Raw genomic sequence first — 23323 nt, forward strand, 5'->3', positions numbered from 1 at the left:
CTCCAGGATTCAGGCCGCAGTGCCGATGCGCTGCAGACGGTAGCTGCCGTCCAGCACGCCGTTGACCCAGTCCTGGTTGTCCAGGTACCAGTCGACGGTGAAGGCGATGCCCTGCTCGAAGGTGTAGGCCGGTTCCCAGCCCAGATCGTTCTTCAGCTTGGACGCATCGATCGCATAGCGACGGTCGTGGCCGGGGCGATCAGTGACATAGGTGATCTGGCTGCTGCGCGGCTGGCCATCCGCACGCGGGCGGCGCTGGTCCAGCAGTGCGCAGATGGCCTGCACCACTTCGATGTTCTGCTTTTCCGAATTGCCGCCGACGTTGTAGGTCTCGCCGACCTGGCCCTTGGCCAGCACGGTGCGGATCGCTTCGCAGTGATCGGACACGAACAGCCAGTCGCGCACCTGCTTGCCATCGCCGTACACCGGCAGCGGTTCGCCAGCCAGCGCCTTGGCAATCACCAGCGGGATCAGCTTCTCGGGGAAGTGATACGGGCCGTAGTTGTTGGAGCAGTTGGTGGTCAGCACCGGCAACCCGTAGGTGTGGTGGAACGCACGCACCAGGTGGTCCGAAGCGGCCTTCGACGCCGAATACGGGGAATTCGGGGCGTACGGCGTGGTTTCGCTGAACCTGCCGGTCTCGCCCAAGGTGCCGTACACCTCGTCGGTCGACACGTGCAGGAAGCGGAAGGCCGCGCCCTGCTCGGCCGGCAGCGCCTTCCAGTAATCACGCACGGCTTCCAGCAGGCCCAGGGTGCCCACCACATTGGTCTGGATGAACGCCCCCGGGCCATCGATGGAACGGTCGACGTGGCTCTCAGCAGCGAAGTTGAGCACCGCGTCCGGCTGGTGTTCGGCCAGCAGGCTGGTCACCAGGGCACTGTCGCCGATGTCGCCCTGCACGAACACGTGGTTCGGGTTGCCGTCCAGGCTGGACAGCGTCTTCAGGTTGCCGGCATAGGTCAGAGCATCGAGATTGACGACCTTGATGCCACGGGCGACCGCTTCGAGAACGAAGTTGCCGCCGATGAATCCGGCACCGCCGGTGACAAGCCATGTGGGCACTACCTGATCTCCTGTTGATCAATCATGTGGGTCGCAGCAGCAACCTGATTCAGCTCGACAGGATACATCGGGGCCACTTTCACGACTGCCTTCACGCTGTGAACGAATCACAGCACTCCGAAAGTTCTTGCGGCACTGCAACACAACCATACGCATTCGCATGGTCCCCTCAAGCCAGCTAGAATCAGGATCCCACCCCCGAACCGGTTGCTGTTGCAGGACCGGACGTTCTCTCCGTTATTGAAGGACCCCGTACCAGATGAAAATCCTCGTCGCGTACAAGCGCGTGGTGGACTACAACGTCCGCATTCAGGTCAAGCCGGACGGTTCCGGCGTGGTCACCGACGGCGTCAAGCTGTCCCCCAATCCCTTCGATGAAATCGCCCTGGAAGAAGCCCTGCGCCTGCGCGACAAGGGCATCGCCAGCGAGGTCGTGGTCGCCACCATTGCTCCGGCCGACGCCCAGGCGCACCTGCGCAACGGCCTGGCCATGGGTGCAAACCGTGCCATCCACGTCATCACCGACCAGGCCATCCAGCCGCTGACCGCCGCACGCACCCTGCTCAAGCTGATCGAGAAGGAACAGCCGGACCTGGTGATCCTGGGCAAGCAGGCCATCGACGACGACGCGAACCAGACCGGCCAGATGCTGGCCACGCTGTGGGGCCGTCCGCAGGCGACCTTCGCCAGCAAGCTGGACATTGCCGACGGCAAGGCCACGGTGACCCGCGAAGTCGACGCCGGCCTGGAAACGCTGGAAGTGGACCTGCCGGCCGTGGTCACCACCGACCTGCGCCTGAACGAGCCGCGCTTCATCAAGCTGCCGGACATCATGAAGGCCAAGGCCAAGCCGCTGGAGACCCTGCAGCTGGCCGACCTCGGCGTTGAAGCCGCCGATACCTTCAAGACCACCCAATACGCCGCACCGTCCAAGCGCAGCAAGGGTGTGATGGTCAAGGACGCGGCCGAACTGGTGGCCGCACTCAAGCAGAAGGGGCTGCTGTAATGAGCAAGATTCTCGTCATCGCCGAACACCACGACGGCAAGCTCAACGCCGCCACCGCCAAGACCGTCAGCGCGGCTGCCGCCATCAGCGGTGCCAGCATCGACGTGCTGGTGCTGGCCGCCGACCCGGCCGCCGTTGCCGCCGAGGCCGCGAAGATCACCGGCGTCGCCAAGGTCCTGACCGTGGCCAACGCTGCCAACGCGCAGGCCATCGCCCAGGTGCTGGCGCCGCAGATCGCGCAGCTGGCCAAGGGCTACACCCACGTGTTCGGCCCGTCGACCACCTTCGGCAAGGACCTGATGCCGTGCGTGGCCGCGCTACTGGGCGTCAACCAGGTCTCCGACCTGATGACCGTTGAAGGCAACCATACCTTCAAGCGCCCGATCTACGCCGGCAACGCGATCATCACCGTGGAAGTTCCGGCCGACCAGATCGTGGTCGCCACCGTGCGTGCCGCCTCGTGGCCGGAAGCGGCCCAGGGCGGCAGCGCCGCCATCGAAGCAGCCAGCGTCGATGCTGTCCTGCCGACCCACACCCGCTTCGTCGGCCTCGCCGCAGGTGCCAGCGACCGCCCGGACCTGCAGAGCGCCAAGCGCGTGGTCTCCGGTGGCCGCGGCGTCGGTTCTGAAGAGAACTTCAAGGTGATCTTCCAGCTGGCCGACAAGCTCGGTGCCGCCGTCGGTGCCTCGCGCGCTGCGGTCGATGCCGGCTACGTGCCCAGCGACCTGCAGGTGGGCCAGACAGGCAAGATCATCGCCCCTGAGCTGTATGTGGCGGTGGGCATCAGCGGTGCGATCCAGCATCTGACCGGCATCAAGGACGCCGGCACGATCGTCGCGATCAACAAGGACGGCGATGCGCCGATCTTCGAGATTGCCGATATCGGCCTGGTGGGGGATCTGTTTACGATCCTGCCGGAGCTGGAAAAGGCGCTGTAAGCCTCACTTCCGGCAAGTACGCTATTAACTGCCGGGAGACCAGACCACCCAATGGCAGCCCGGTGCGTAACCGGGTTGCCGGGGCACCTGTCTGGATCAGATACTCCGTTCCTGCACAGCCGACCGGCGGACCCTCCGCTCCTCCTGGCGCAGGATCACGGATAACTGCCTATCGTTCAAACGGATGAGCCCGACGACTGGGCTGAACGCCCCCCGTAAAGCACATGAGCGGCAGCCGGCGTACCGCGAGCCTCGCGCCTGAATCTCGATAGCGATTACCGAGGTTGCCATCATCTATCATTCGCCTCGTCACCGGTAACCATGAAAGGCATGAAAATGCGACAAAACAATGCGGCTACGAACCGGGGCTTTCCTCTGTGACGGCTTCCAATCGACCGCTATGCGTGGATCTTGATGGAACCCTACTGCGTTCTGACATCCTCTACGAGTCCTTGTTGGCGCTGTTGGCGCACAATCCACTGTATGTCTTCCTGATTCCCTTCTGGCTGTTGAAAGGCAAGGCGTATGTGAAGCGACAACTGGCCTCGCGCGTACAATTGCCCGCAACAATTTTGCCTTATGACGAGCGGGTCCTGGAAATTCTACGCACCACCACGCAACGGCCGCGCGTACTGTGTACGGCGTCGGACCGGCTGCTGGTCCAACCCATTGCCGACCATCTGGACCTGTTCGAAGAGGTCATGGCCAGCGATGGGTTCACCAACCTGTCCGGCACCAACAAAGGGCAGGCATTGGCGGAGCGCTTCGGTGAACGCGGCTTCGACTATATGGGTAACGGCCAGGTCGACCTGAAGGTCTGGGCACACGCCGGAGGAGCCCTTGTTGTCAACAATGGCAATGGGCTGGTCCGCGCGGCAAGCAGGCGGACGGAAGTCCTGGCCCACCTGCCATCTCAGAACGGCGGCCTGCTCACCTGGATCAAGGCCCTTCGCGTCTATCAGTGGCTGAAGAACCTGCTGGTGCTGGTGCCCTTGCTGACCGCCCATCGCTTCTTCGACATCGGCTCGGTCGTCGATGCCGGGGTAGCCTTCTTGGCATTCGGCCTGTGCGCGTCAGGCGTCTACCTGCTCAACGACCTTCTGGACTTAACTCCCGATCGTATGCATCCGCGCAAGCGCCGGAGGCCATTTGCCGCCGGGACGCTCCCATTGCTGCACGGGCTGCTGGCAGCCCCGCTGATCACGCTGGCCGGATTCGCACTCGCCCTAGCCTGTAGCCCAGCCTTCGCCGGCGTGTTGCTGTGCTATTACGTAATGACACTGAGCTACTCCCTCAGGCTCAAGCGCATTGTGATGATTGACGTCGTAATGCTGGCGGCGCTGTACACGGTGCGTATCATCGGCGGCGCGGTGGCGATCAGCTCTGAACTCTCGTTCTGGCTGTTGGCTTTCTCGATGTTCGTGTTCCTCAGCCTGGCCATGCTCAAGCGCTATACGGAACTGGCTTCGGCGCTGGCCAGTGGCAAGGAAGTGGCCATCGGCCGTGGCTACTCCGTGGCCGACCTGCCGCTGGTGCAATCATTGGGAGCCGCCGCGGGTTACATAGGCGTGTTGGTATTCGCGCTGTACATCAACAGCCCCGAAAGCCTTGAGCTATACACCAGCCCGAAGCTGCTATGGCTCCTTTGTCCGATCCTGTTGTACTGGATCAGCCGCATGTGGATCGTCTCTCACCGTGGCGACATGCATGACGATCCCATCGTATTCGCTGCGACAGACCGTAGTAGTCAAATCGTGATCGGCTCGTGCCTCCTCATTGTCCTGATCGCAATATGAGTGCACCTGCCGGCCAATCCTGGGGGCGCTATCCGCGAGTCAATCAGCGGATAGTGCCGGTTTTCGACCGCGACGTTCCGCTGCCATTGCCTGTCGACGGGGGCTCGGTGCTGCCTCACGGCAATGGCCGCAGTTATGGCGACAGCTGCCTGAACCCGGATGCCACGCTGCTCACCAGCCACGGGCTGGACCGATTCATCGATTTTGATCCCGCTACCGGCATCGTGCGCTGCGAATCCGGCGTAACCTTGGCCTCCATACTGGATATTGCACTGCCACGTGGCTGGTTCCTGCCCGTGACACCGGGCACACGCTACGCCACCGTTGGCGGCGCCATTGGCAATGACGTGCACGGCAAGAACCACCATCGCGCCGGGACCTTCTGCCATCATGTGCTGCGCTTGGAGCTGCTACGCAGCGATGGTTCGCGCCAGCAACTCACGGCAGCTGACAGTAGTAGACTATTCGCGGCCACCGCAGGGGGATTGGGCCTGACCGGATTCATTACCTGGGCCGAACTGCAGCTTCGCCGGGTACCCGGCCCATGGATCGAAACCGAGTCGATCCGATTCGGCAATCTTGATGAATTCTTCGAGCTTTCCCGGGATTCTGCAGCAGGCTATGAGTACACGGTGGCCTGGATCGACTGCCTTGCCAAAGGGCGCAACGTCGGCCGTGGCCATTTTCTTCGCGGCGACCACGCACCAGGTGACGCTCAAGCGGCCACGCCCAGTTCAGCCCCACGACGCAGCATGCCGTTGGTCCCCCCGGTCTCGTTGGTCAACGGACTTACTCTGCGTCCATTCAACACGCTGTACTACTGGCGGCAGCCCGCGCATCGGGCACGCCATGTGTCGCATTACCAGAGCTATTTTTATCCATTGGACGGCATCAACCACTGGAACCGCATGTACGGACCGCGAGGCTTCCTGCAGCACCAGTGCGTTTTGCCGCCTGCGCACGCTCGCGATGCGACAGCAGCCTTGCTGGCTGAAATCGCCCGCAGCGGTCGCGGCTCGTTCTTGGCTGTTCTCAAGGAGTTTGGCGACATCCCGTCGCCGGGGATGCTTTCCTTCCCGCGTCCAGGCACAACCCTGGCCCTCGATTTCCCCAATGACGGCCCGGGCCTGCTTACGATGCTGGAGCGCCTCGATCGCATCGTCAGCGACGCCGGTGGCGCGGTGTATCCGGCCAAGGACGCACGCATGTCCGGCGCGCTGTTCCGCCAGGCCTATCCGGCCTGGGAGCAGTTCTCCCATTTCATCGACCCTCGATTCTCATCCGGCTTCTGGCGTCGGGTGATGGAGTAACCATGCAGAAGATCCTGATCATCGGCGCGACATCGGCCATCGCCGAGGCGGTAGCACGCCAATACTCCGGACGTGCCGCGGCGCTCTATCTGGTCGGCCGTAGCGCCGGGAAGCTTGCTGCCATTGCCGCCGACTTACGCGTGCGCGGCGCCCAGCGTGTGGAGACCGGGGTTCTGGACGTGAACGATGTAGCCGCACACGGTGGACTGCTGGACAACGCATGGGCAGCGTTGGGGGGCATCGATACCGTTCTAATCGCCCACGGCACTCTGCCGGACCAGGCCGCCTGCGATGCCTCTGTGGACCTATCACTACAAGAGTTCGCCACGAATGCCACCGCGACGATCGCTCTTGCCGCTGCACTTGCACAGCGTCTACGGCATGGCGCTACTCTGGCCGTGATCTCCTCGGTGGCGGGCGATCGCGGTCGCGCCAGCAATTACCTATACGGCAGTGCAAAAGCCGCCGTTACTACCTATCTAAGCGGGCTTGGCCAGCGCCTGCACGCGAGCGGCGTCAATGTACTGGTCATCAAGCCTGGATTCGTCGATACACCAATGACAGCCGCGTTCAAGAAGGGAGCACTCTGGGCGACACCAGAGCAGGTGGCCAACGGGATTCTCAAGGCAATTGGAAAGCGCAGATCCGTCGCTTACCTGCCTCGCTTCTGGTGGGCGGTAATGATGATCATCAAGAATATCCCAGAGTTCATTTTCCGCAGGATCAAGCTTTGAGCAGTTCACGTTTGATCTTTGCCTACTCGAGCTTTGCGGCCGCCTCCATTCTGGTCAACATCGGCACCCAGGCCTTGGCTATTCTTTTGTATCAGGGACCATATTCGGTGCCGGCGTCTGTCGTGCTTGGAACTGCAACAGGCCTGTTGTGCAAGTACTTCCTCGACAAGCACTTCATCTTCGGCCATAGCTCAGAAAACGCCTACCAAGAAGCAAAGACATTCACCCTCTATGTAGTTATGGGACTGGCGACGACGCTGATTTTCTGGGGGACCGAAGCTGCTTTCCACTTCATGTTTGAAGGAGACGCCATGAGGTATGTCGGAGGAGTCATTGGCCTGAGCACCGGCTACGCGTTGAAGTACAGGCTTGATTCGCACTTTGTCTTCAAGAAGACGGCGGTGCCAGGCCCCCGTCATGACTGAGAGCGCCGGACACCGGCTGACACGTTGCCGGCGATGCAGCACGCCGCACGGGAGGAATATCCCACCCACGAGGCACAGTGGACCGGAGAATAGCTGGAGCGCCAAGCCTGCCGTTGTCCTGCGCGATCATTGATCATGCATCTGCCCTTCCCCCTACCGCTCGCGACTAGCCCCGTCATGCTTGAAGGGACGCCCCAGCGGAGGCAGTGGCAAGGACGTCGATCCCTGCGCCGACAGACGACCTAGGTACAGCGATCAACTAGTGTGCCCATCGAGCAGATCGTCGTCTCTGTAGGCGCAGCGGACGCTCTGCCTCCGCTGCCCTGCTGCCGTCGGACGCCAACCGGGGGCAGGTATCCGCTACTTGTTGCGGCTACGGTAGAGGACGAGGAATGAATACTCTCCGAAGTAACCGGGAGCGGGCGTTCCGTAGTGCTCCACGGCCTCATAGTTGGAATCAAACCAGAGCCGATCCGCATCATTCGAGAAGAGAGGCGCGTTCGGGCAACTGCGCGGAGGCGTCAGCATCACGTTCCGGTCCATCTCGAACTGCCTCTTGATGACGAATTGTGGCTGCAACTCCTTGAGCGCAGAAACGAAATACGCGCAACCGTACTTCTGTGCCAGCGGCTGTGTTTCACCATCCACCAGCCCAACTTCGTCGAAGATGCGCGCATTGTTGAAATAACCCTGCCAGCCAGCAGCCTCCATCCAGACCGAGCGAGCATGCCAACGCTCGTTCAGTTCCTTGGACAAGTGACCACGAAAACCCGCATCCTGGGTAATCCAACCGACGATCTCCGTGCGCTGGGTTGCGAGTCGGTGCCCCATCAACCAACTCGTAGACAACAGCACAATTGTGACGCCCAGCACGACTGTGCCTACATTGCCACGCAGTGCTGAGAAGCAGCAACTGATTCCCCGACTGATGAGAACGCCATACTGGACCAGCGCGAAGGAAAGCCAGAAAGTTACATACCATTCCCACAGAGAAGGAATGAACAGGACGAAACACGAATATCCTGCGACGAACGCGGGGTACACGCCTCGAACCCACGGCATCTGCTTGCGATCACCTTGCAGGAAATCGAGGATGCCGATGATTGCAGAAACGAAAATGCCCACCAGCAGAAGCACCGTCACCCCACCACCAAGACCGATGAACGAGTCCAGATAGGTGATCCGCTGTACGAAGAAATCAAGACTGTACGGTGGACTGGGATTGCCGAAGTATGCCTTCGCCTGCACTGTGCCCACGATGTAAGCGCCGGATACGAGCTTCAGCATCAACGGGAATGCCACTGCGCCTGCCAGATAGCCGACGGAGACTCGGATACGGCTCGACTTGTCCGACATCAGCAGTGCATAGAAGAGGACTGCAGGAATCAGAATGAGTGCAATTTCCGGCCGGTTCCATGACAGGAAGCCAACCAGTGTTGCGAGCAGACCGTCCCGCGCGCCCAGAGATCGGACAGCCAGCAGGCCAAGAACGCCAACACATACGAGCATGAACGGCCCTTCAAGCCCCAGATACAGGAAGCGCAGGGGCCAGAAGAACAGGACGCTCAGCAGCGCCGTGGAAGCAACCGACACAGTGCGAGTCCGCGAGGGCACGGCCATTGCAAAGGCGATAGCCGCTGCCAGCAGCGCAAACCCGCAGAAATAGTAGTGCGCCACCAGCACGTCGAGGGACGGACTTGCCAAGTAGAATGGCTTGATGGCAAGGAACGAGAAGATCCAGAAAAGCGGATTTGTCGCGCCGAGTGCCGATTCACCGCGGTTGTACACGAATCCGCTGCCCTCGAGCATGTTGCGCAGATGACGCAGTCCGATCATCGCGTCTTCCTGCATGCCAACGTGCAGCAACTCCCGCATCAGAAGCACGCCAGGCAGGAGCACCAGAACCAGGCCGACTCCCAGCAGGGCCAATCTGAGCAATGGCGCTGTGGGCGTCGCCATCAGCGCTCTGACTCGTTGCAAGCGTAGGGTTCTATTCACGGGGTCGCCTAAGGTAGATAAATTCAAGCTAACTGCGGATTTTGAGCCAGCAACAGGGGGCTAGTCAACGTGTCATCAGACCAGCGTGAGCCTGGCAGGCCATGTATGCAACAATGAAGCTTGCCGATTACAGGATCAGAAAATGCGCGTTTTGGTCACCGGTGGAGCAGGCTACCTAGGGAGCCACGTTTGTGCCGAGCTTCTGCTTGGGGGGCACGACGTCACCGTCGTCGATGACTTCAGCAATGCCCGGCCGGACGTGGGCGAACGACTCAACATGCTCACCGGCCGCGCAGTGAACATCATCACAGGCGACATCAGGGACCGCGCGATCCTTGACCGTGCCTTCCTCCAGCAGCGCCCCGAGGCGGTCATGCACTTCGCGGCTCTCAAGGCCGTGGGAGAAAGTGCAGTTGTGCCTCTGGCTTACTACGATGTCAATGTTGCTGGGACGATCAACCTGCTCCAATGCATGCAGCGTAATGCGTGTCACAAGCTCGTCTTCAGCTCATCGGCAACGGTTTATGGAAATTCTTCCCATTGCCCTATAAATGAAAGCGCCCCCACTTCAGCGACAAGCCCGTACGGTCGCACGAAGCTCTTCGTCGAGCAGATCATCAACGATGCAAAACTGGCCGACCCGTTGCTGCAGGCGATCAATCTCCGTTACTTCAATCCGGTGGGCGCACATGACTCCGGGCTACTGGGGGAAGAACCCAGTGGCACTCCCAACAATCTGATGCCCTATATCGCCCAGGTTGCAGCCGGGCTTCGCTCGCATGTTTCGGTATACGGTGCGGATTATGCGACGACTGATGGAACCGGCGTCCGGGACTACATCCACGTATGCGATCTGGCCACAGCACATATTCGAACACTGGAGGCACTACATGATCTTTCCGGTTTGAATGCATTGAATCTGGGAACCGGAATACCCCACTCGGTACTCGATGTCATCAGGGCTTTCAGCGAAGCATCGGGACGACCGGTACCCTACGAGATCGTTGGCCGGAGACCAGGCGATATCGGTGAATGCTGGGCTGATCCATCACTTGCAGAATGCCGGCTGGGCTGGAGCGCGAAATTGGATCTGGCCAAGATGTGTCGGGATACTTGGAGATGGCAACAGATTCTGATGAGCAGATCGCAGTAGCTTCTGCCGGGTGAGCCACTGAGATGCGATGGTATTGCCACGCATCTCAACGACGTAGCCGCCGCAACAGCGCCGCCAATCTGTATCCCAGCCCGACGATGCGACTACGGCGCAATGCCTGCATCTCGTCGAGCGCTTCGACAACGCCACCTAGCAACAGCCCCGATGAGCTCCCATCGATTCGCGGGGGAGCGGCCAGCGCCCCCAGCAGGTTCGGTGAAACCACCGGCCCCTGTCCAACCAACGTCGCCCCGCCCACCATCTCCGCATAAAGCAGGCTGTGGCGAGCGCGCATGGCCGGATCGTGAATCATTGAATCCGGGCGCTGCCGGTAGAAAAAATGTACGTCATTGGTGACAACGAAACGACTGCCTTGCTGCAGCGCGCGACGGTAAAGCTGCCAGTCTTCATAGGAACGCAGGCTTTCGTCATAGCCGAGTGCACGAAGTACCGAAGTCCGCGCCAGGCTGGTCGCCGTTGAGAAACGATTGCCCAGCGCACCGGAATCAAATGCCGCACCAACCATTGGCAAGCCCTGACCGAGCCGCAACTCGTTCACATCAAGCGCAGAATCGTCACCGAAGAAATAGGCGCAGCGGGGAACAACGAAGTCGTGCGCAGGCTGTCGCTGCAGTGCTCGTACAGCAATCGAAACAAACTCTGGCGACACCAGATCATCCGCGTCCAGGCACAGGGTGAACTCACCCTGCGCTGCGGCAACGCCGGCATTCCTGGCAGCAGACAATCCCTGGTTGAACTCAAGACGGACCACGCGCAGGCCAGCGGTGGGGCTTGCTTCCAGCTCTTCGATGAGCTGCACCGTGCCGGGATCCGTCGATCCATCGTCAACAACGATGACCTCCAGATCGTTCCATGAAAACTGCTGTATGTTGCGCAAGGTCTGCGGCAGCCAGCGGCCCATGTTGTAGCAGGGCACGACCACGGAGACCTTGGCTGGGCCCTGCGTACCAACGTCAAGCTTGGGCAGCGGCGGGGAAGGCCCCATCCGCAGGTGACGGGTGGGCACCCACTGCTGCGAAGCCCGCAGCGCTTCGAACAGCCCACGGGCATCCGTGTAGCCAAGATGGGTCCGCCCCTGTTCCCACCCCTGTGCGGCAGCCAGCGCCGGGTTGGCGACATCCACAATCAGGCTATGGCCATGAGCAAGCAGCTCCCGCGCCAGAGCCGAGCCTGCAGACCAGCGATCAGGCATGACCACACGCATGGGCGAAGCGCGCAGGCAATCTGCAGGCGCTTCCTGGAAACGATGGCGTAGGGCAGCAGGCACCACATGCAGCACTTCGGATAGAAGCGCAGGCTGGCAGACGACCGAGACCTGCAGCAGACCATCATTGCTCTGCTGCAGGTAACCGGAAATCGCCCGCAGGCACTGCCTGAGAGCAGGCGCTTCGGTTGCGACGCAAGCCAGTGCTGAACCCACTGCATGCTGCTCCGACACGAGTCCGGCTGAATCCAGCAGCGTCGCCTGCAGGTGAAGCGGCCTCTGGCTGCCTGGAAGGAAGCGCTGCAAGGATTCCGCGATCGCCTGACTATCGACCAGAACCTGGTCGCATTGCTCCAGGCACATCCGCTCCATGTCCATCAACATCAGCGCAGTCATCTCGACATTGCGTCCCTGCCTCAGGACTTCGATGGCCTGGATGCCGTCAAACCGCAACATCACGCGCGTAGTGTCAAACACCTCTGACAGAGCTCGCTCCTGGAGAAGTGCATAGGCCAGCGCACCACACGATGGAATCTCCACACAGTCCAGGTGCACATCCTGCTGCAGCGCCCGAAGCGCCGCCATCACCGCCAATGACCAACCGAGCTGCTCCGCGTCACCACTGCGGCGGACATCAGGCAACCGTCGGCCCTGCATCGCATGCAAAGGCGAATTCACACACAGCGTGCGTCTCTCTGCACACTCCTCGAGCAGGTCGGCGGGCGGCGCTCCCTCACCAACGATCAGCACCGAAGCAGCGGGCATCGCGCGCAGGCGGGCACGCGCCAATGCAGCCCGCTCTCCGCCAACACGCCAACACGCCAGCTGGATGACGATCACATGCATCGATGCTGCCCCGGAACGCTCACCGCAATCGGCGATAGATCGGCGCCAGTCGCTGCACCGACCATTTACCCAAGCGCAGTACCCATGGCGCCCGCTTCTGCAGAAGCCTGGCAAGTGCCAGGGTGTAGCGCACGGACTCGCTTTCCATCAGTGCCTGCAGCCGATAGGCCATTTCCGCGTTGGAGGCATCCCCCATGAACCCGCTCGGCGATACATGCGCACCGAAGATGAAGTACGCAGGCACCTCCAGTGAGCCGACACGCACGCGCTTGCGCTGCAGGCGCCGGCGCATCGCGATCTGGATCTGCTCCAAGTGCCGTTCATCTGGTTGCCCCTGATGCCGTGCAAGCACGTTCACGGCGGAAGTCACCATGAAGCGCGCACCCGACTGGCAGGCGCGCAGCATCATTTCCCATACTTCAAGTGCAGGAATGACGGGATCGAATGCGAAGCGCCTGGCAACCTCGGTCCGGATCACGTAGCTTTCCGGTGCCAGGCGGTTCTCGTAGAGTCCTGCGAGGCGTCCTTCACCATAGAAAATGCGGAATCCATCCGGGGCGACATTGCCGGCGATTACATCATCGGGATCCACGGTCACGCCCACCTGCCCCACGACCACATCAAAATCCGGGTGCGACGCCAATGCGCTCACCGCGACCTTGAGGAAGCCCGGCAGCAACTGGTCACCACCACGCACGAATCCAGCAAACGGCGTCTCAACCAGCGCAAGGCCCATGTTGCGCGCTACAGCGTCACCAACGGGCACCGCAAGCCGATGCACGGACAAACGCGGATCATTGCTACCCAGCTGGTCCAGCGCAGCGATATCGCGTGGGTCCCGCGAGGCATCGTCAATCACGATCAGCTTGTCAAGCGTCAGATTGGACGCGAGGATGCTATCCAGCGTATTCAATACGCGGCCCGCACTATCGCGGTTGACGACGACTACGGTCAATTGCCTGTCCAGGGGAATCGCAGCAGGTATTGCCACCGGATCAAGCCCCTTCCAAGGAAGCGGGTCCTTCGGCACCTCGACCGGCGACAGTCGGCCGGCGGTGCTTTCAAACAGGCCGCAAAGCGCGCGTGCCAGATCTTCGGCACTCCCATCAAACGTGCTGCAGTTGTATCCATCCCGCCACGGACTGCCCGGCCCGAAAGCCGGATTCTGCGCGTTGAGCACGCAGGCTGCGCCTGACAGCGATGCCTCGTACGCAGCAAGGCAGAAAGACTCCCACGGCGATGGGAATACGCATACCGCGCCAGAAATGCTCTTCTCGCGCGCCGCACCGGTTACGCCCCGGGCAAACACCACCCGGCTGCGCAGGTCCTCCGGCACCAGCGAGATGACATACTCCTGATAGCTCACATCAAAAGAATGCGCCAGGAAAACAATGTTGCCCTGATAACGCGGCCTGTCCCGCAGGAACTGGATGCAGCCACGGATGAAAGTATCCGGGCGCTTGATATCCTGCAGTTTCGAAGTGAACAACAGCGGCGTTGTATCATCGATCAAGGTGGTCTGCGTGACCGGCTGCATCGTATCCAGCAACACCGGCGGAGCATGCAGGCGCAGGCGTGGAGTCCACTCCTCCTCGCTGAAGCCGTAGAACACGCGGAACGCCTCGGCAACCGGCGCGATCTGACCGACGATAATATCGCAATCGGCCAGTGCCTTTCGCTCCAGGTCAAAGAGATTCAACCCGTGCACACTCTGCACGCGCGGCTCAAAATCGGCCAGGATGCTGTCTGTAGTGTGCAGGCGCACCGCCAGCGTGGCCGTCGTCAATGCGCTGCCAAGCAGCTTTTCCTGGGTTGCGGCGAACGCAGGTGCCCCCCAGTCCACGAACTCGACATACTCAAGCGGGCCTTTCAGGCGTTCCAGCTCGAGCAGCCCCTGCAGCACATGCACCGATTCCCAATGCAGCATGCTGTGGGTGAACGCCGACATTGGCGGGAAAATCTCCCCACGCTCGTCTACTTGTTGAAAGCGCGAATGCGGCCACGCGAGGAAGGTCACGCCCGGGTGGGCGACCGCGAACGCGTCCGCCTCGACGTTGTCGCCGACGTAAAGTACTGCCATCTCCGCGCGATCTTCTTCCGGCGCGGTCATCAGCATGTTCGCGATCACGCGTCCAATGCCACCGGCGGTAAAGGGGAAAAGTTCGCGGGTAACGAAAACCCTCAAGCCCATTTTTAGATTTCCATAAATTCTGAATATCGCTCGAAGGACAACGCCACCATCTGGCGCGAGTAGGACGACATCATGTCATCCATCTCCACTGCGGGAGCCGCCAATATCCGGCGCAGCGTCTGGCGCACATCGGCAACGCTGAGTGGATCGGCCACCTGGGTAATCTCGACATAGGGATGGTCTTCCAGCGCATCCATCCCCAGACGTCCCCGCAGCGCGGGAGTACCGGCAGCAAGTGCCTCCAACTCCACCATCGGATGGCAGTCGACGATGGAGGCATTCATCACTGCATCGGCTTGCGACATCGCCTCCATCATCTGCAACTGGCTGAGTTTTGGAAGACGCTTAACATTCTTGTCCACCCGGTACGGTAACGCGAAATCATCCGCCATCAGCCAAATGTTTGCCACTTCCGCGGTTGCAGCCGCGGCTGCGGCATTCGTGAAGATGTTCTTGTGAATCAGGTTCCAGGACGGAATGAATACGGTGGCTCCGGTCGCCCGCCGTGGAATGCGCTTGCCGGTATAGGCTGGCGGCATGTTATAGACTTGCCTCTGCCAGCCCGCTACATCTGCAAGCGCCGCATGGGAACCTGCGCGCATGACACTGACCCTGCGGATCAGACCAGTGCGGACCGCCTTGTAGGCCAACGCGAACAGGCGCCGTTCTTCAACATGGATCCACATCGAGGGCGCGCCATGCCAGACCATGTAGATCCGGTCGAATCCGACTGCAGCGAGGCCTTTCACCCACTGCAACATGCCATCGGAGAATCCATGAATAACCAGCCGATTCACCTTGTTGGCGGCAAGCAGACGGGCCACCTCCTCAACATCGCCGGCGCCGGGCGCTGAGGTACTGGTCACCGCAAGCTTGTGTCCCGGGAGCGAGCCGCAGGCCGCACGGATACCGAACCACTCCTGATGCATGATGTGGCAGACCCGCTCATGCCCAACCACAGCCTGTGCGAATCGCATGTCACGGCGGGCGTTGAATTCGTACACCGGAGGTGCCGGCTGACCGACCGAGGCACTGCCACCCACCGGCGCTTCGAGGTATGGCATGGCGCGCTCTTCCGTTCGGCTGCTCAGGACCTGGCGGACCTGCTCACGGAGGCCCTGTTGCCATTGCAGGTGCTGGTTGGCGCTTTGGGCAGCTTCCAACCGGGCCTGCACCTGCTCAAGCTCTCGCTCCTGCTGCGCCAGCGATTCGACAAGCGTCGCTTCACGCGCATGCAGCGCTTCAATCCGCTCCAAGGACTGGACCTGCTGCACGGAGGTCTCGCCAGCCAGCACGCCGATACGCATCGCCAATGCCGGAAGCGCATCAATGGCTGCGGTAAGATGGCCTATACCATCCAGCAGGCCCACGTCATCGCCTAGATGCTGTCGCGCGATGTCCAGATTCGTTCGCGCGCGTTCTTCGGCCTGACGATAGAGCTCCACCGCATCACGCATCTGCGCGATGTCGCCGCCAAGCGTGGCACTTTCCACTTCCATGCCACGCGCAACAGCCGTGGTAGCTTCCAGCGTCCGCAACAGGTAGTCACCGGCGGTGATCGGTTCAAACCCGCGGGCGCCCGGCACACGAAGCTGGCGTGGGATCCCGGCGGCGGATTCGTGCAGAATGTAGATGGCATGGTCCGAAAGGATTCCGTCTTCGACGTCCACATTCATGTCCGGCGCCAACGTGCCGGCAACATCATGACTCCAGCAACCTGCGTGCCACAGGTTGGCCAGCAGGCTGATCGACACCGGTCGGTTCTCGATGAAGCACAGCCGCCCTTCGGGCGCCAGCAACGCACGCATCTGTGCAAGTACGTCTGCCGCCTGTTCGCGGTCGTTGTGGATCAACACCGAGACGGTGAAGATCACATCAAACTGCTCGCCCTGCATGGCGTCGGCCAACGAAGATCCGACGCGGATGCGATGCCCGATGTCTGCGGCCAGTTCAACAGGCGGTTCACGCAGCAGTGGCTCCACCATAGCAGGGGAGATATCGAAACCGAAGTAGTCCACGAAGGCATGCTGCGGCAGCAACCGCGCAAGACGTCCGAAGCCCACCCCGAAGTCCAGAACCCGAACCGGCCGCCCCAGTTGTTCGGAACGCTCGGCGAGGAATCCCACCAGCCACGCTTCCTGCCGGGCGTAATTGCTGTTGCCCGCCTCACGCCGGATCTTCTGCTGGTCGGCATAGAGATCACCGCTCCTGTTGATCCAGTAGTCCCGGTTACGAGTATTCATCAGGCACGGGCCTCTATCGGCTGATCGCTGGTGATGCGCCCATGCTCAAGATGCATGATGCGATTGCAATTAGCGGCGATGATGTCCTGATTGTGGCTGGCCAGGACCAGAATGCTGGCCTTCTGTACGATTTCGGCGAGGCGTTGCTGAGCGCGGGCGTTGAAGTCCGCATCGCCGACACCCAACCATTCGTCCATCAGCAGAATCTCGGCATCGAAACTGGTGGCAATCGAGAACGCCAGACGCACCATCATGCCACTGGAGTACACGCGCACCGGCATGTTCACATACGGGCCAAGGCCCGAGAACTCGCAGATCTGCGGGATCTTGCTTTGGATCTCAGCACGGGAAAGCCCATGCAGCAGCCCCTTCAACCGGATGTTCTCGACACCGGTTGCTTCGAAATCCATGCCCATCGTCACGTCCAGCAGATTGGCAACGCGCCCCTGGCTGCGGATGTAGCCAGAAGTTGGCTCATAAACGCCCGCAAGTGTTTTCAGCAACGTGGTCTTGCCTGCTCCGTTATGGCCGACGAGACCCAGCTTGTCACCCTCACGCAGGTTGAAGGTGACGTTCTGGAGAGAATCCACCACGGTCACGTTGCGGCTGGTGGGAGCCACGCGCCCGCCGGTAACGGCGGACATGATGGCTCCCTTCATGGAGCGGTTGTTGGTGCCATAGATCGGCAGCTGGACGCTGCAGTCGACCACTTCAATGAAGGTCATGGTGTTACACCCACAGCGAGATCTTGTGGCGATTTGCCGCCAGGAAGGGAAGCGCGATCACAAACGCCGCGGCGATGAAGGCGAGTACGAAGTAGTACGAGTGCGCTTCTGGAACCTGTCCCATCAGCGGCATGCGCACGATCTGGATGAAGTGGTAGATTGGATTGATATCGGCAACCCAACGATGCGGGCCCAGCATGTCCGCCTTCCAGATGATCGGCGTCATGAAGAAGCCGAGCTGCATGAAGTTCGCGATCGCGGGTTGCAGGTCGCGGAAGCGAGCAGACAGCATGCCGAATATCGCCGTAATGGGAATGGTCGCCAGCACAATCAGGGCAACGCCCGGCAAAGCGAGCAACCAAACCAGCTCCGGCTCGATCTTGAGAAATACAACAAACGGCAGATAGGCGACTGCCCCATGCAGGAACACGATGAAGGTTCGTGTCACCAACCGCATCACATGAAGCGTCATTGGCAGCCGCATCGAACGGATCAGATTCTCCGAAGCAGTGAACGTGGTACATCCCTCCTGCACTGTGGTCGAGATGTAGATCCACACAATATCGCCAAGAGCGATGTAGGGCAGATAGTCCCGAAGGTTCATCCGGAACAACTGGCTGTAGAGCAGGCCAATACCGAGGATCAGCACAAACATGCTGATGGTAATCCAGAAGGGACCCAAGACTGATCGGCGATACTTGTGCTTGATGTCAAGTAGTGCCAACGCCGTCCAAGCACGCCAGGCTCCCATGCCTTCGGCAATGTCACGAATGAACGCCGGGAGAGCCTTCATCTGAGTATCGTGGCTGCTGATTCGGACCGGACGCCGATCAGCTTCCGCCTTCAAAATAGTTTCGGTGTTCAAGCCAATGCTCCTTCCAGATCCACCTGCAGATCCCCCAACTCTTCCACACCCACGCTGAGCCTTACCAGCGCATCGCTGATCCCCAGCTGCTCCCGGCGCGCGACCGGGATCGAGGCATGCGTCATCACCGCCGGATGGTTGACCAGGCTTTCCACGCCGCCCAGCGACTCGGCCAGGGTGAACAGTTCGGTCTTCTCGCAGAAGCGCTTGGCGGCTTCGAAACCGCCCTTGAGCACGATCGAGACGATGCCGCCGTAGCCCGCCATCTGCTTGCCGGCCAGCTCATGCTGCGGGTGCGAGGGCAGGCCCGGGTAGATCACTTTCTCCACCGCTGGATGCTTGTCCAGCCACTGCGCCAGCGCCATCGCATTGGCACAATGCGCCTTCATGCGCAGCGGCAGGGTCTTCAGGCCGCGCAGGGCCAGGAAGCTGTCGAACGGGCCCTGCACGCCACCCACCGAGTTCTGCAGGAACGCCATCTGCTCGGCCAGCGGCGCGTTGTCGCCGACCACGACCATGCCACCGACCATGTCCGAGTGGCCATTGAGGTACTTGGTGGCCGAGTGCAGCACAAGATCGGCGCCCAGCAGCAGCGGGCGCTGCAGCATCGGCGAGGCGAAGGTGTTGTCCACCACCACGATCAGGCCATGGCGCTTGGCGATGGCGGCCACCGCGGCGATGTCCACGATCTTCAGCATCGGGTTGGTCGGGGTTTCAATCCAGACCATCTTCGTCTTCGGGGTGATCGAGGCTTCAAAGGCCGCCAGATCGGTCAGGTCGACGAAGCTGAAGTCCAGCCCGGCGGTACGGCGGCGCACGCGCTCGAACAGGCGGAAGCTGCCGCCGTAGATGTCATCCATGGCCACTACGTGGCTGCCGGCGTCCAGCAGCTCGATCACGGTCGAGCTGGCCGCCATGCCCGAGGCGAAGGCGAAGCCGCGGGTACCGCCTTCCAGCGAGGCCACGCAGCGCTCATAGGCGAAGCGGGTCGGGTTGTGGGTACGCGAGTACTCGAAGCCCTGGTGCTCGCCCGGGCTGGACTGGGCATAGGTCGAGGTGGCGTAGATCGGCGGCATCACCGCACCGGTGCTGGGATCGGGCGACTGGCCACCGTGGATGGCCAGCGTGGCCAGGGCCAGCGCGCGGTCGGGCGAAGAGGAGTTGGACATGTCGTTTCCTGAATGGCGCCGACGTGCGGCGCCGTCAAAGGATCGGGAGTCTATCAGCGCAGCCTTAACGAGCTTTGACGCGAATAAACCGGAATTCAGCGGTGAACGGCAGCGATCAGCGGCTTACTGCACGCGACGGCGCAGATAGTTCAGCAGGTCGATGCGGGTGATCAGGCCGAGGAAGGCGTCACCGTCCATCACGATCGCCACCTGCCCGCGGTCGAACACCGGCAGCAGGGCCTCGATCGGCGACTTCACGTCCAACCGGTCCAGCTTGCTGACCATCGCAGTGGCGACGGTATCGCGGAAGCGCGCTTCGTCGCCGTAGACATGCAGCAGCACGTCACTTTCATCGACGATGCCGACCAGCTGGTCGCCGTCCATCACCGGCAGCTGCGACACGTCGTACAGCTTCATGCGCTGGTAGGCGGTGGTCAGCAGGTCGTTCGGGCCGATCACCACCGTGTCGCGCTGGCCGTACGGGCGCAGGATCAGGTCGCGCAGGTCGCCGTGCTGCGGGCGCTGCAGGAAGCCGTTGTCCAGCATCCAGTAGTCGTTGTACATCTTCGACAGGTACTTGTTGCCGGTATCGCAGACCAGCACCAGCACCTTCTTCGGCGTGGTCTGCTCCTTGCAGTACTTCAGTGCCGCGGCCAGCAGGGTGCCGGTGGACGAACCGCCGAGGATGCCTTCCTTGCCCAGCAGCTCGCGCGCGGTGTGGAAGCTCTCGGAATCGCTGATGGCGTAAGCCTTCTTGACACGGCTGAAGTCGGAGATCGAGGGCAGGAAGTCCTCGCCGATGCCTTCCACCAGCCAGCTGCCCGACTTGTCGTTGAGCACGCCGTCGTTGATGTACTCGGCCAGGATCGAGCCGACCGGATCGGCCAGCACCAGCTCGGTCTTCGGCGACAGCCTGGCGAACGCACGCGACAGGCCGGTCATGGTGCCGGAGCTGCCGCAGCCGAACACGATGGCGTCGAGGTCGCCGCCCATCTGCTCGAGGATCTCCGGGCCGGTGCCGAACTCATGCGCGGCCGGGTTGTCCGGGTTGCCGAACTGGTTGATGAAATAGGCGCCCGGGGTCTGCTCGGCGATGGTCTTGGCCAGGTCCTGGTAATACTCGGGATGGCCCTTGGCGACGTCCGAACGGGTCAGGCGCACTTCGGCGCCCATCGCCTTCAGGTTGAAGATCTTTTCGCGGCTCATCTTGTCGGGCACGACCAGGATGAGCTTGTAGCCCTTCTGCTGGGCCACCAGTGCCAGGCCCAGGCCGGTATTGCCAGCGGTACCCTCGACCAGGGTCGCCCCCGGCTTCAGGTCACCCCGCTGCTCCGCTGCCTCGATCATCGACAGGCCGATGCGATCCTTGATCGATCCGCCCGGGTTGGCGCTCTCGAGCTTCAGGTAAAGCTCGCAGACGCCGGTGTCCAGGCGCTGGGCCTTGACGATCGGGGTCTGGCCGATGAGTTCGAGGACGGAAGAATGGATGGGCATTCGGAGGACTTTCGATTCGCGCCACGCAGGGCCGGACCGATGATTATCCGACGGATGGCGCTGAATGTCAGGTCGGTGCGGGCAAGCCGCCCGCCGGCCCGTAGAGGGATGCGGGCGGCCCCGGATCGACGAGGAGACCGGTACCGCCCGCATCGGTGAGTGGTGCCTGCGGGCCAAGGCACCACTGCCTGTGGTGCCTTGGCGCGACCGCCTCATCGGCGGTGCCGCGATGCCGGGGCAGGAGCGCCCGGCGGGGCCATCGATGGCCGGGTCACGCCATTCCGGGCGTGACGACGTGCGTCAAAGCGTGGGGGACGTCGTTGGGAGCGGTGTTTCGTACATTCGCAGAAGACGTTGCTTGGCCAGCAGCTTCTCACGCTTCATGCGACCCAGGGTGACATCATCGATCGGGAGTACACCCAACTCCGCGTCCATGCACTTCTTGTTCAACTTGCGGTGCTGGTCATGGAGTGCCCTGAACTCCGGATCACGCGCGCGACGGGCGTCGATCTCGCTCTGGGGCTGATCTTCAAACATGATGGACCTCCTTCGACAGATACACGAACGCCCCGGCCGCAAGGCACGGGGCGTTGTTCATGGAGGAGTGCCGGTCGATGGCCACCTGGACGCCTGCAACGACCTGCGGCACTGGCCTGCGCACGTCGATCTGCTGCGGTTCGCGCCCTGCTCGCATCGGCCCGGCCCTCCCATCGTCCGGTCCGCGGCATTGCGTCCCGGACGATTGACCCTACGCCTGCTCAGGGCGGGGTACAAGACCCCTGCGACAAAAAGACCGAACCCCGCCGGGGCGGGGTTCAGGCTGAATGCTCATTGCAACGAAAAACAAACAATATCAATGCATTACGGCGCGATGATGACCTCGGCCGAGCGCGCCCGGGTGGACGCAGCCTTCTTGCCACTGACCTGGATCCGGTTGCTGGCGACACCACCCGCGACCAGGGCGTCGCGCAGCGCTTCGGCACGCTTCTGGCCCACGCCGTTGGCACTGTCGTAGGCCTCGATGCGCAGGCGCCCCTTCTTGCCGATGTTCAAGTACTCGGCGAGCGCTTTGGCCTGGTTGCGGGCGCCGCCAGACAGGCTGGACGCACCTGCAGCGAACGCGTCGCCCCCGAAGGTGAAGACCTCACCGCGCGCATCGAACCTCGAACCCGGCAGCTTCTGCCCAGACACCAGCTCGGCCTCCTCACGGCCCAGCCTGGCGGCGTTCTGCTGGGCAGCGCTCAGACGCTGCTGCTGCTTGCCGGCCACGCTGGTCAGGGCGTTCTCGGCGTCCTGGCGGGCAAGGGTCTCGGCCTCGGCGGCCTGGCGCAGGCGTTCGGCCTCCTCGGCCTGCATCTGCGCCTGCATGCGCAGCTGCTCGGCTTCCTGGCGGGCACGGGCGGCATCGCGGCGGCTGGCCTCGATCAGCAGGTCGCTGCGGGTACGCTCCAGGCGGTCGACCTCGCGCGCGGCCAGCGCGGTGCGCACGGCGGTCTCGGCAATCTCCACCCGGCGCTCGGCCAGGTACGTGGCCAGCTCCTGGTCGCGGCGCTTGGCCTTGTCCAGGGTGGCGATCGCCTGCTGCGCCTGCATGCGCTCGAAGGCGCCCAGCTCAGCGGTATCGGGGTTGGCCTGGATGGCCATCAGGCGCTGGCTCAGCTGCGCCACCATCGGGTTGTCGGCGGCAGTGGCCAGGGTCGGCAACGCCAGCAGCGCGGCCAGGGTTGCGGCGGTCATCGGCTTCACCGGCGGTCCTCCCCGGTCGACAGCTGGCGCTGCAGCTGGTTGACCTCGTTGCGGCGCAGCTGCAGCTGCGCGGTGACGGTGGCTTCCTCACTGCGGACGCGGGCCAGGTCGGCATCGGCGGCGGCGCGCAGGGCCATCGCCGGGGCGTTCTTGCGCTCGCGGCGGTCGCCGGCGGCGCGCTGGGCCTGCTCCAGCCCCTGCCGGGCCAGCCCGATCAGGTCCGGGGCGTACTGGTCGGCATCGGCCTGGGTGGCCTTGTCGACCGCCTGCCGGGCCTGCGCCAGTTCCAGGGCGGCGTCCTGCGCCCAGGCGGGGGCAGACAGTGCGAATGCAAACGCCATCACATACAGGCCATGGCGCATTCGTGCGAAGCTAAGTCGTTTCATTGGGGAGG

Annotated in this window: 19 protein-coding genes; 7 read left to right on the forward strand and 12 right to left on the reverse strand. The window is 62.1% G+C overall.

The features are described 5' to 3' along the window. Nucleotides 1–9 precede the first annotated feature (9 nt). Nucleotides 10–1065 (reverse strand): dTDP-glucose 4,6-dehydratase, encoded by a 1056-nt coding sequence (gene rfbB / locus KXV01_RS16275; RefSeq protein WP_263467928.1) that lies wholly within the window; start codon nucleotides 1063–1065, stop codon nucleotides 10–12. Between the two features lie 259 nt (nucleotides 1066–1324). On the opposite strand from rfbB, the gene KXV01_RS16280 reads away from it, so the two are divergent. The 6 genes from KXV01_RS16280 to KXV01_RS16305 all read left to right on the forward strand — a co-directional run bounded on the left by KXV01_RS16280 (nucleotide 1325) and on the right by KXV01_RS16305 (nucleotide 7274). Continuing rightward, a complete protein-coding gene (locus KXV01_RS16280; protein WP_099486275.1) occupies nucleotides 1325–2071 on the forward strand; it encodes an electron transfer flavoprotein subunit beta/FixA family protein in 747 nt (248 codons plus the stop codon). Continuing rightward, nucleotides 2071–3009: an electron transfer flavoprotein subunit alpha/FixB family protein gene (locus tag KXV01_RS16285; protein ID WP_263467929.1), complete on the forward strand. Its 939-nt coding sequence runs from the start codon at nucleotides 2071–2073 to the stop codon at nucleotides 3007–3009. The genes KXV01_RS16280 and KXV01_RS16285 overlap by 1 nt, the downstream gene beginning before the upstream one ends. A gap of 404 nt (nucleotides 3010–3413) precedes the next feature. Continuing rightward, nucleotides 3414–4805 carry a UbiA family prenyltransferase gene (locus KXV01_RS16290; RefSeq protein WP_263467930.1) on the forward strand — a complete coding sequence of 464 codons (1392 nt, stop codon included), beginning with the start codon at nucleotides 3414–3416 and terminating at the stop codon, nucleotides 4803–4805. Next, nucleotides 4802–6115, forward strand: a complete 1314-nt coding sequence (locus KXV01_RS16295; RefSeq protein WP_263467931.1) for an FAD-binding oxidoreductase — start codon at nucleotides 4802–4804, stop codon at nucleotides 6113–6115. The genes KXV01_RS16290 and KXV01_RS16295 overlap by 4 nt, the downstream gene beginning before the upstream one ends. A gap of 2 nt (nucleotides 6116–6117) precedes the next feature. Next, entirely contained in the window at nucleotides 6118–6849 is a 732-nt protein-coding gene (locus KXV01_RS16300; RefSeq protein ID WP_263467932.1) for an SDR family oxidoreductase, read from the forward strand. After that, complete coding sequence (locus KXV01_RS16305; RefSeq protein WP_263467933.1) at nucleotides 6846–7274, forward strand: GtrA family protein; 429 nt, start codon at nucleotides 6846–6848, stop codon at nucleotides 7272–7274. The genes KXV01_RS16300 and KXV01_RS16305 overlap by 4 nt, the downstream gene beginning before the upstream one ends. Before the next feature lie 360 nt (nucleotides 7275–7634). Here KXV01_RS16305 and KXV01_RS16310 read toward each other — a convergent pair whose 3' ends face one another. Then, on the reverse strand, nucleotides 7635–9233 hold the full coding sequence (locus KXV01_RS16310; RefSeq protein ID WP_263467934.1) for a hypothetical protein: 1599 nt from the start codon (nucleotides 9231–9233) through the stop codon (nucleotides 7635–7637). A gap of 181 nt (nucleotides 9234–9414) precedes the next feature. Here KXV01_RS16310 and galE point away from each other — a divergent pair, with 181 nt between their 5' ends. Beyond that, complete coding sequence (gene galE, locus KXV01_RS16315) at nucleotides 9415–10425, forward strand: UDP-glucose 4-epimerase GalE (RefSeq protein WP_263467935.1); 1011 nt, start codon at nucleotides 9415–9417, stop codon at nucleotides 10423–10425. A gap of 46 nt (nucleotides 10426–10471) precedes the next feature. On the opposite strand, the gene KXV01_RS16320 is transcribed toward galE, so the two are convergent. The 10 genes from KXV01_RS16320 to KXV01_RS16365 all read right to left on the reverse strand — a co-directional run bounded on the left by KXV01_RS16320 (nucleotide 10472) and on the right by KXV01_RS16365 (nucleotide 23291). After that, nucleotides 10472–12496 carry a glycosyltransferase family 2 protein gene (locus KXV01_RS16320; protein ID WP_263467936.1) on the reverse strand — a complete coding sequence of 675 codons (2025 nt, stop codon included), beginning with the start codon at nucleotides 12494–12496 and terminating at the stop codon, nucleotides 10472–10474. A 19-nt stretch (nucleotides 12497–12515) separates the two neighbouring features. After that, nucleotides 12516–14687, reverse strand: a complete 2172-nt coding sequence (locus KXV01_RS16325) for a glycosyltransferase (protein ID WP_263467937.1) — start codon at nucleotides 14685–14687, stop codon at nucleotides 12516–12518. A 2-nt stretch (nucleotides 14688–14689) separates the two neighbouring features. Continuing rightward, nucleotides 14690–16930 carry a methyltransferase gene (locus tag KXV01_RS16330; protein WP_263467938.1) on the reverse strand — a complete coding sequence of 747 codons (2241 nt, stop codon included), beginning with the start codon at nucleotides 16928–16930 and terminating at the stop codon, nucleotides 14690–14692. After that, complete coding sequence (locus KXV01_RS16335) at nucleotides 16930–17655, reverse strand: ABC transporter ATP-binding protein (RefSeq protein ID WP_012509968.1); 726 nt, start codon at nucleotides 17653–17655, stop codon at nucleotides 16930–16932. Before KXV01_RS16335 ends, KXV01_RS16330 begins: the two co-directional genes overlap by 1 nt. A gap of 4 nt (nucleotides 17656–17659) precedes the next feature. Then, complete coding sequence (locus tag KXV01_RS16340; RefSeq protein WP_143592520.1) at nucleotides 17660–18520, reverse strand: ABC transporter permease; 861 nt, start codon at nucleotides 18518–18520, stop codon at nucleotides 17660–17662. After that, on the reverse strand, nucleotides 18517–19689 hold the full coding sequence (locus KXV01_RS16345) for a cystathionine gamma-synthase (RefSeq protein WP_180881093.1): 1173 nt from the start codon (nucleotides 19687–19689) through the stop codon (nucleotides 18517–18519). The genes KXV01_RS16340 and KXV01_RS16345 overlap by 4 nt, the downstream gene beginning before the upstream one ends. Nucleotides 19690–19812: 123 nt before the next feature. Continuing rightward, nucleotides 19813–21183 carry a pyridoxal-phosphate dependent enzyme gene (locus tag KXV01_RS16350; RefSeq protein ID WP_100477502.1) on the reverse strand — a complete coding sequence of 457 codons (1371 nt, stop codon included), beginning with the start codon at nucleotides 21181–21183 and terminating at the stop codon, nucleotides 19813–19815. Between the two features lie 300 nt (nucleotides 21184–21483). Further along, a complete protein-coding gene (locus KXV01_RS16355; protein WP_005407964.1) occupies nucleotides 21484–21720 on the reverse strand; it encodes a YdcH family protein in 237 nt (78 codons plus the stop codon). Nucleotides 21721–22044: 324 nt separating this feature from the next. Then, nucleotides 22045–22929 carry a hypothetical protein gene (locus tag KXV01_RS16360; RefSeq protein ID WP_263467939.1) on the reverse strand — a complete coding sequence of 295 codons (885 nt, stop codon included), beginning with the start codon at nucleotides 22927–22929 and terminating at the stop codon, nucleotides 22045–22047. Further along, nucleotides 22926–23291 (reverse strand): DUF4398 domain-containing protein, encoded by a 366-nt coding sequence (locus KXV01_RS16365; RefSeq protein ID WP_005415160.1) that lies wholly within the window; start codon nucleotides 23289–23291, stop codon nucleotides 22926–22928. Before KXV01_RS16365 ends, KXV01_RS16360 begins: the two co-directional genes overlap by 4 nt. Nucleotides 23292–23323 lie beyond the last annotated feature (32 nt).

This window comes from Stenotrophomonas sp. Ps181, from assembly GCF_025697425.1.
GTDB lineage: Bacteria > Pseudomonadota > Gammaproteobacteria > Xanthomonadales > Xanthomonadaceae > Stenotrophomonas > Stenotrophomonas sepilia.

Excerpts from the sequence above, each read along its gene's own strand:
- KXV01_RS16285 (WP_263467929.1), top strand. The coding sequence starts at position 2,071 with ATGAGCAAGATTCTCGTCATCGCCGAACACCACGACGGCAAGCTCAAC.
- KXV01_RS16295 (WP_263467931.1), top strand. The coding sequence starts at position 4,802 with ATGAGTGCACCTGCCGGCCAATCCTGGGGGCGCTATCCGCGAGTCAAT.
- KXV01_RS16320 (WP_263467936.1), bottom strand. The coding sequence starts at position 12,496 with ATGCATGTGATCGTCATCCAGCTGGCGTGTTGGCGTGTTGGCGGAGAG.
- KXV01_RS16345 (WP_180881093.1), bottom strand. The coding sequence starts at position 19,689 with ATGTCCAACTCCTCTTCGCCCGACCGCGCGCTGGCCCTGGCCACGCTG.
- KXV01_RS16330 (WP_263467938.1), bottom strand. The coding sequence starts at position 16,930 with ATGAATACTCGTAACCGGGACTACTGGATCAACAGGAGCGGTGATCTC.
- galE (WP_263467935.1), top strand. The coding sequence starts at position 9,415 with ATGCGCGTTTTGGTCACCGGTGGAGCAGGCTACCTAGGGAGCCACGTT.
- KXV01_RS16310 (WP_263467934.1), bottom strand. The coding sequence starts at position 9,233 with ATGGCGACGCCCACAGCGCCATTGCTCAGATTGGCCCTGCTGGGAGTC.
- KXV01_RS16355 (WP_005407964.1), bottom strand. The coding sequence starts at position 21,720 with ATGTTTGAAGATCAGCCCCAGAGCGAGATCGACGCCCGTCGCGCGCGT.
- KXV01_RS16335 (WP_012509968.1), bottom strand. The coding sequence starts at position 17,655 with ATGACCTTCATTGAAGTGGTCGACTGCAGCGTCCAGCTGCCGATCTAT.
- KXV01_RS16280 (WP_099486275.1), top strand. The coding sequence starts at position 1,325 with ATGAAAATCCTCGTCGCGTACAAGCGCGTGGTGGACTACAACGTCCGC.
- KXV01_RS16325 (WP_263467937.1), bottom strand. The coding sequence starts at position 14,687 with ATGGGCTTGAGGGTTTTCGTTACCCGCGAACTTTTCCCCTTTACCGCC.
- KXV01_RS16365 (WP_005415160.1), bottom strand. The coding sequence starts at position 23,291 with ATGCGCCATGGCCTGTATGTGATGGCGTTTGCATTCGCACTGTCTGCC.
- KXV01_RS16300 (WP_263467932.1), top strand. The coding sequence starts at position 6,118 with ATGCAGAAGATCCTGATCATCGGCGCGACATCGGCCATCGCCGAGGCG.
- KXV01_RS16350 (WP_100477502.1), bottom strand. The coding sequence starts at position 21,183 with ATGCCCATCCATTCTTCCGTCCTCGAACTCATCGGCCAGACCCCGATC.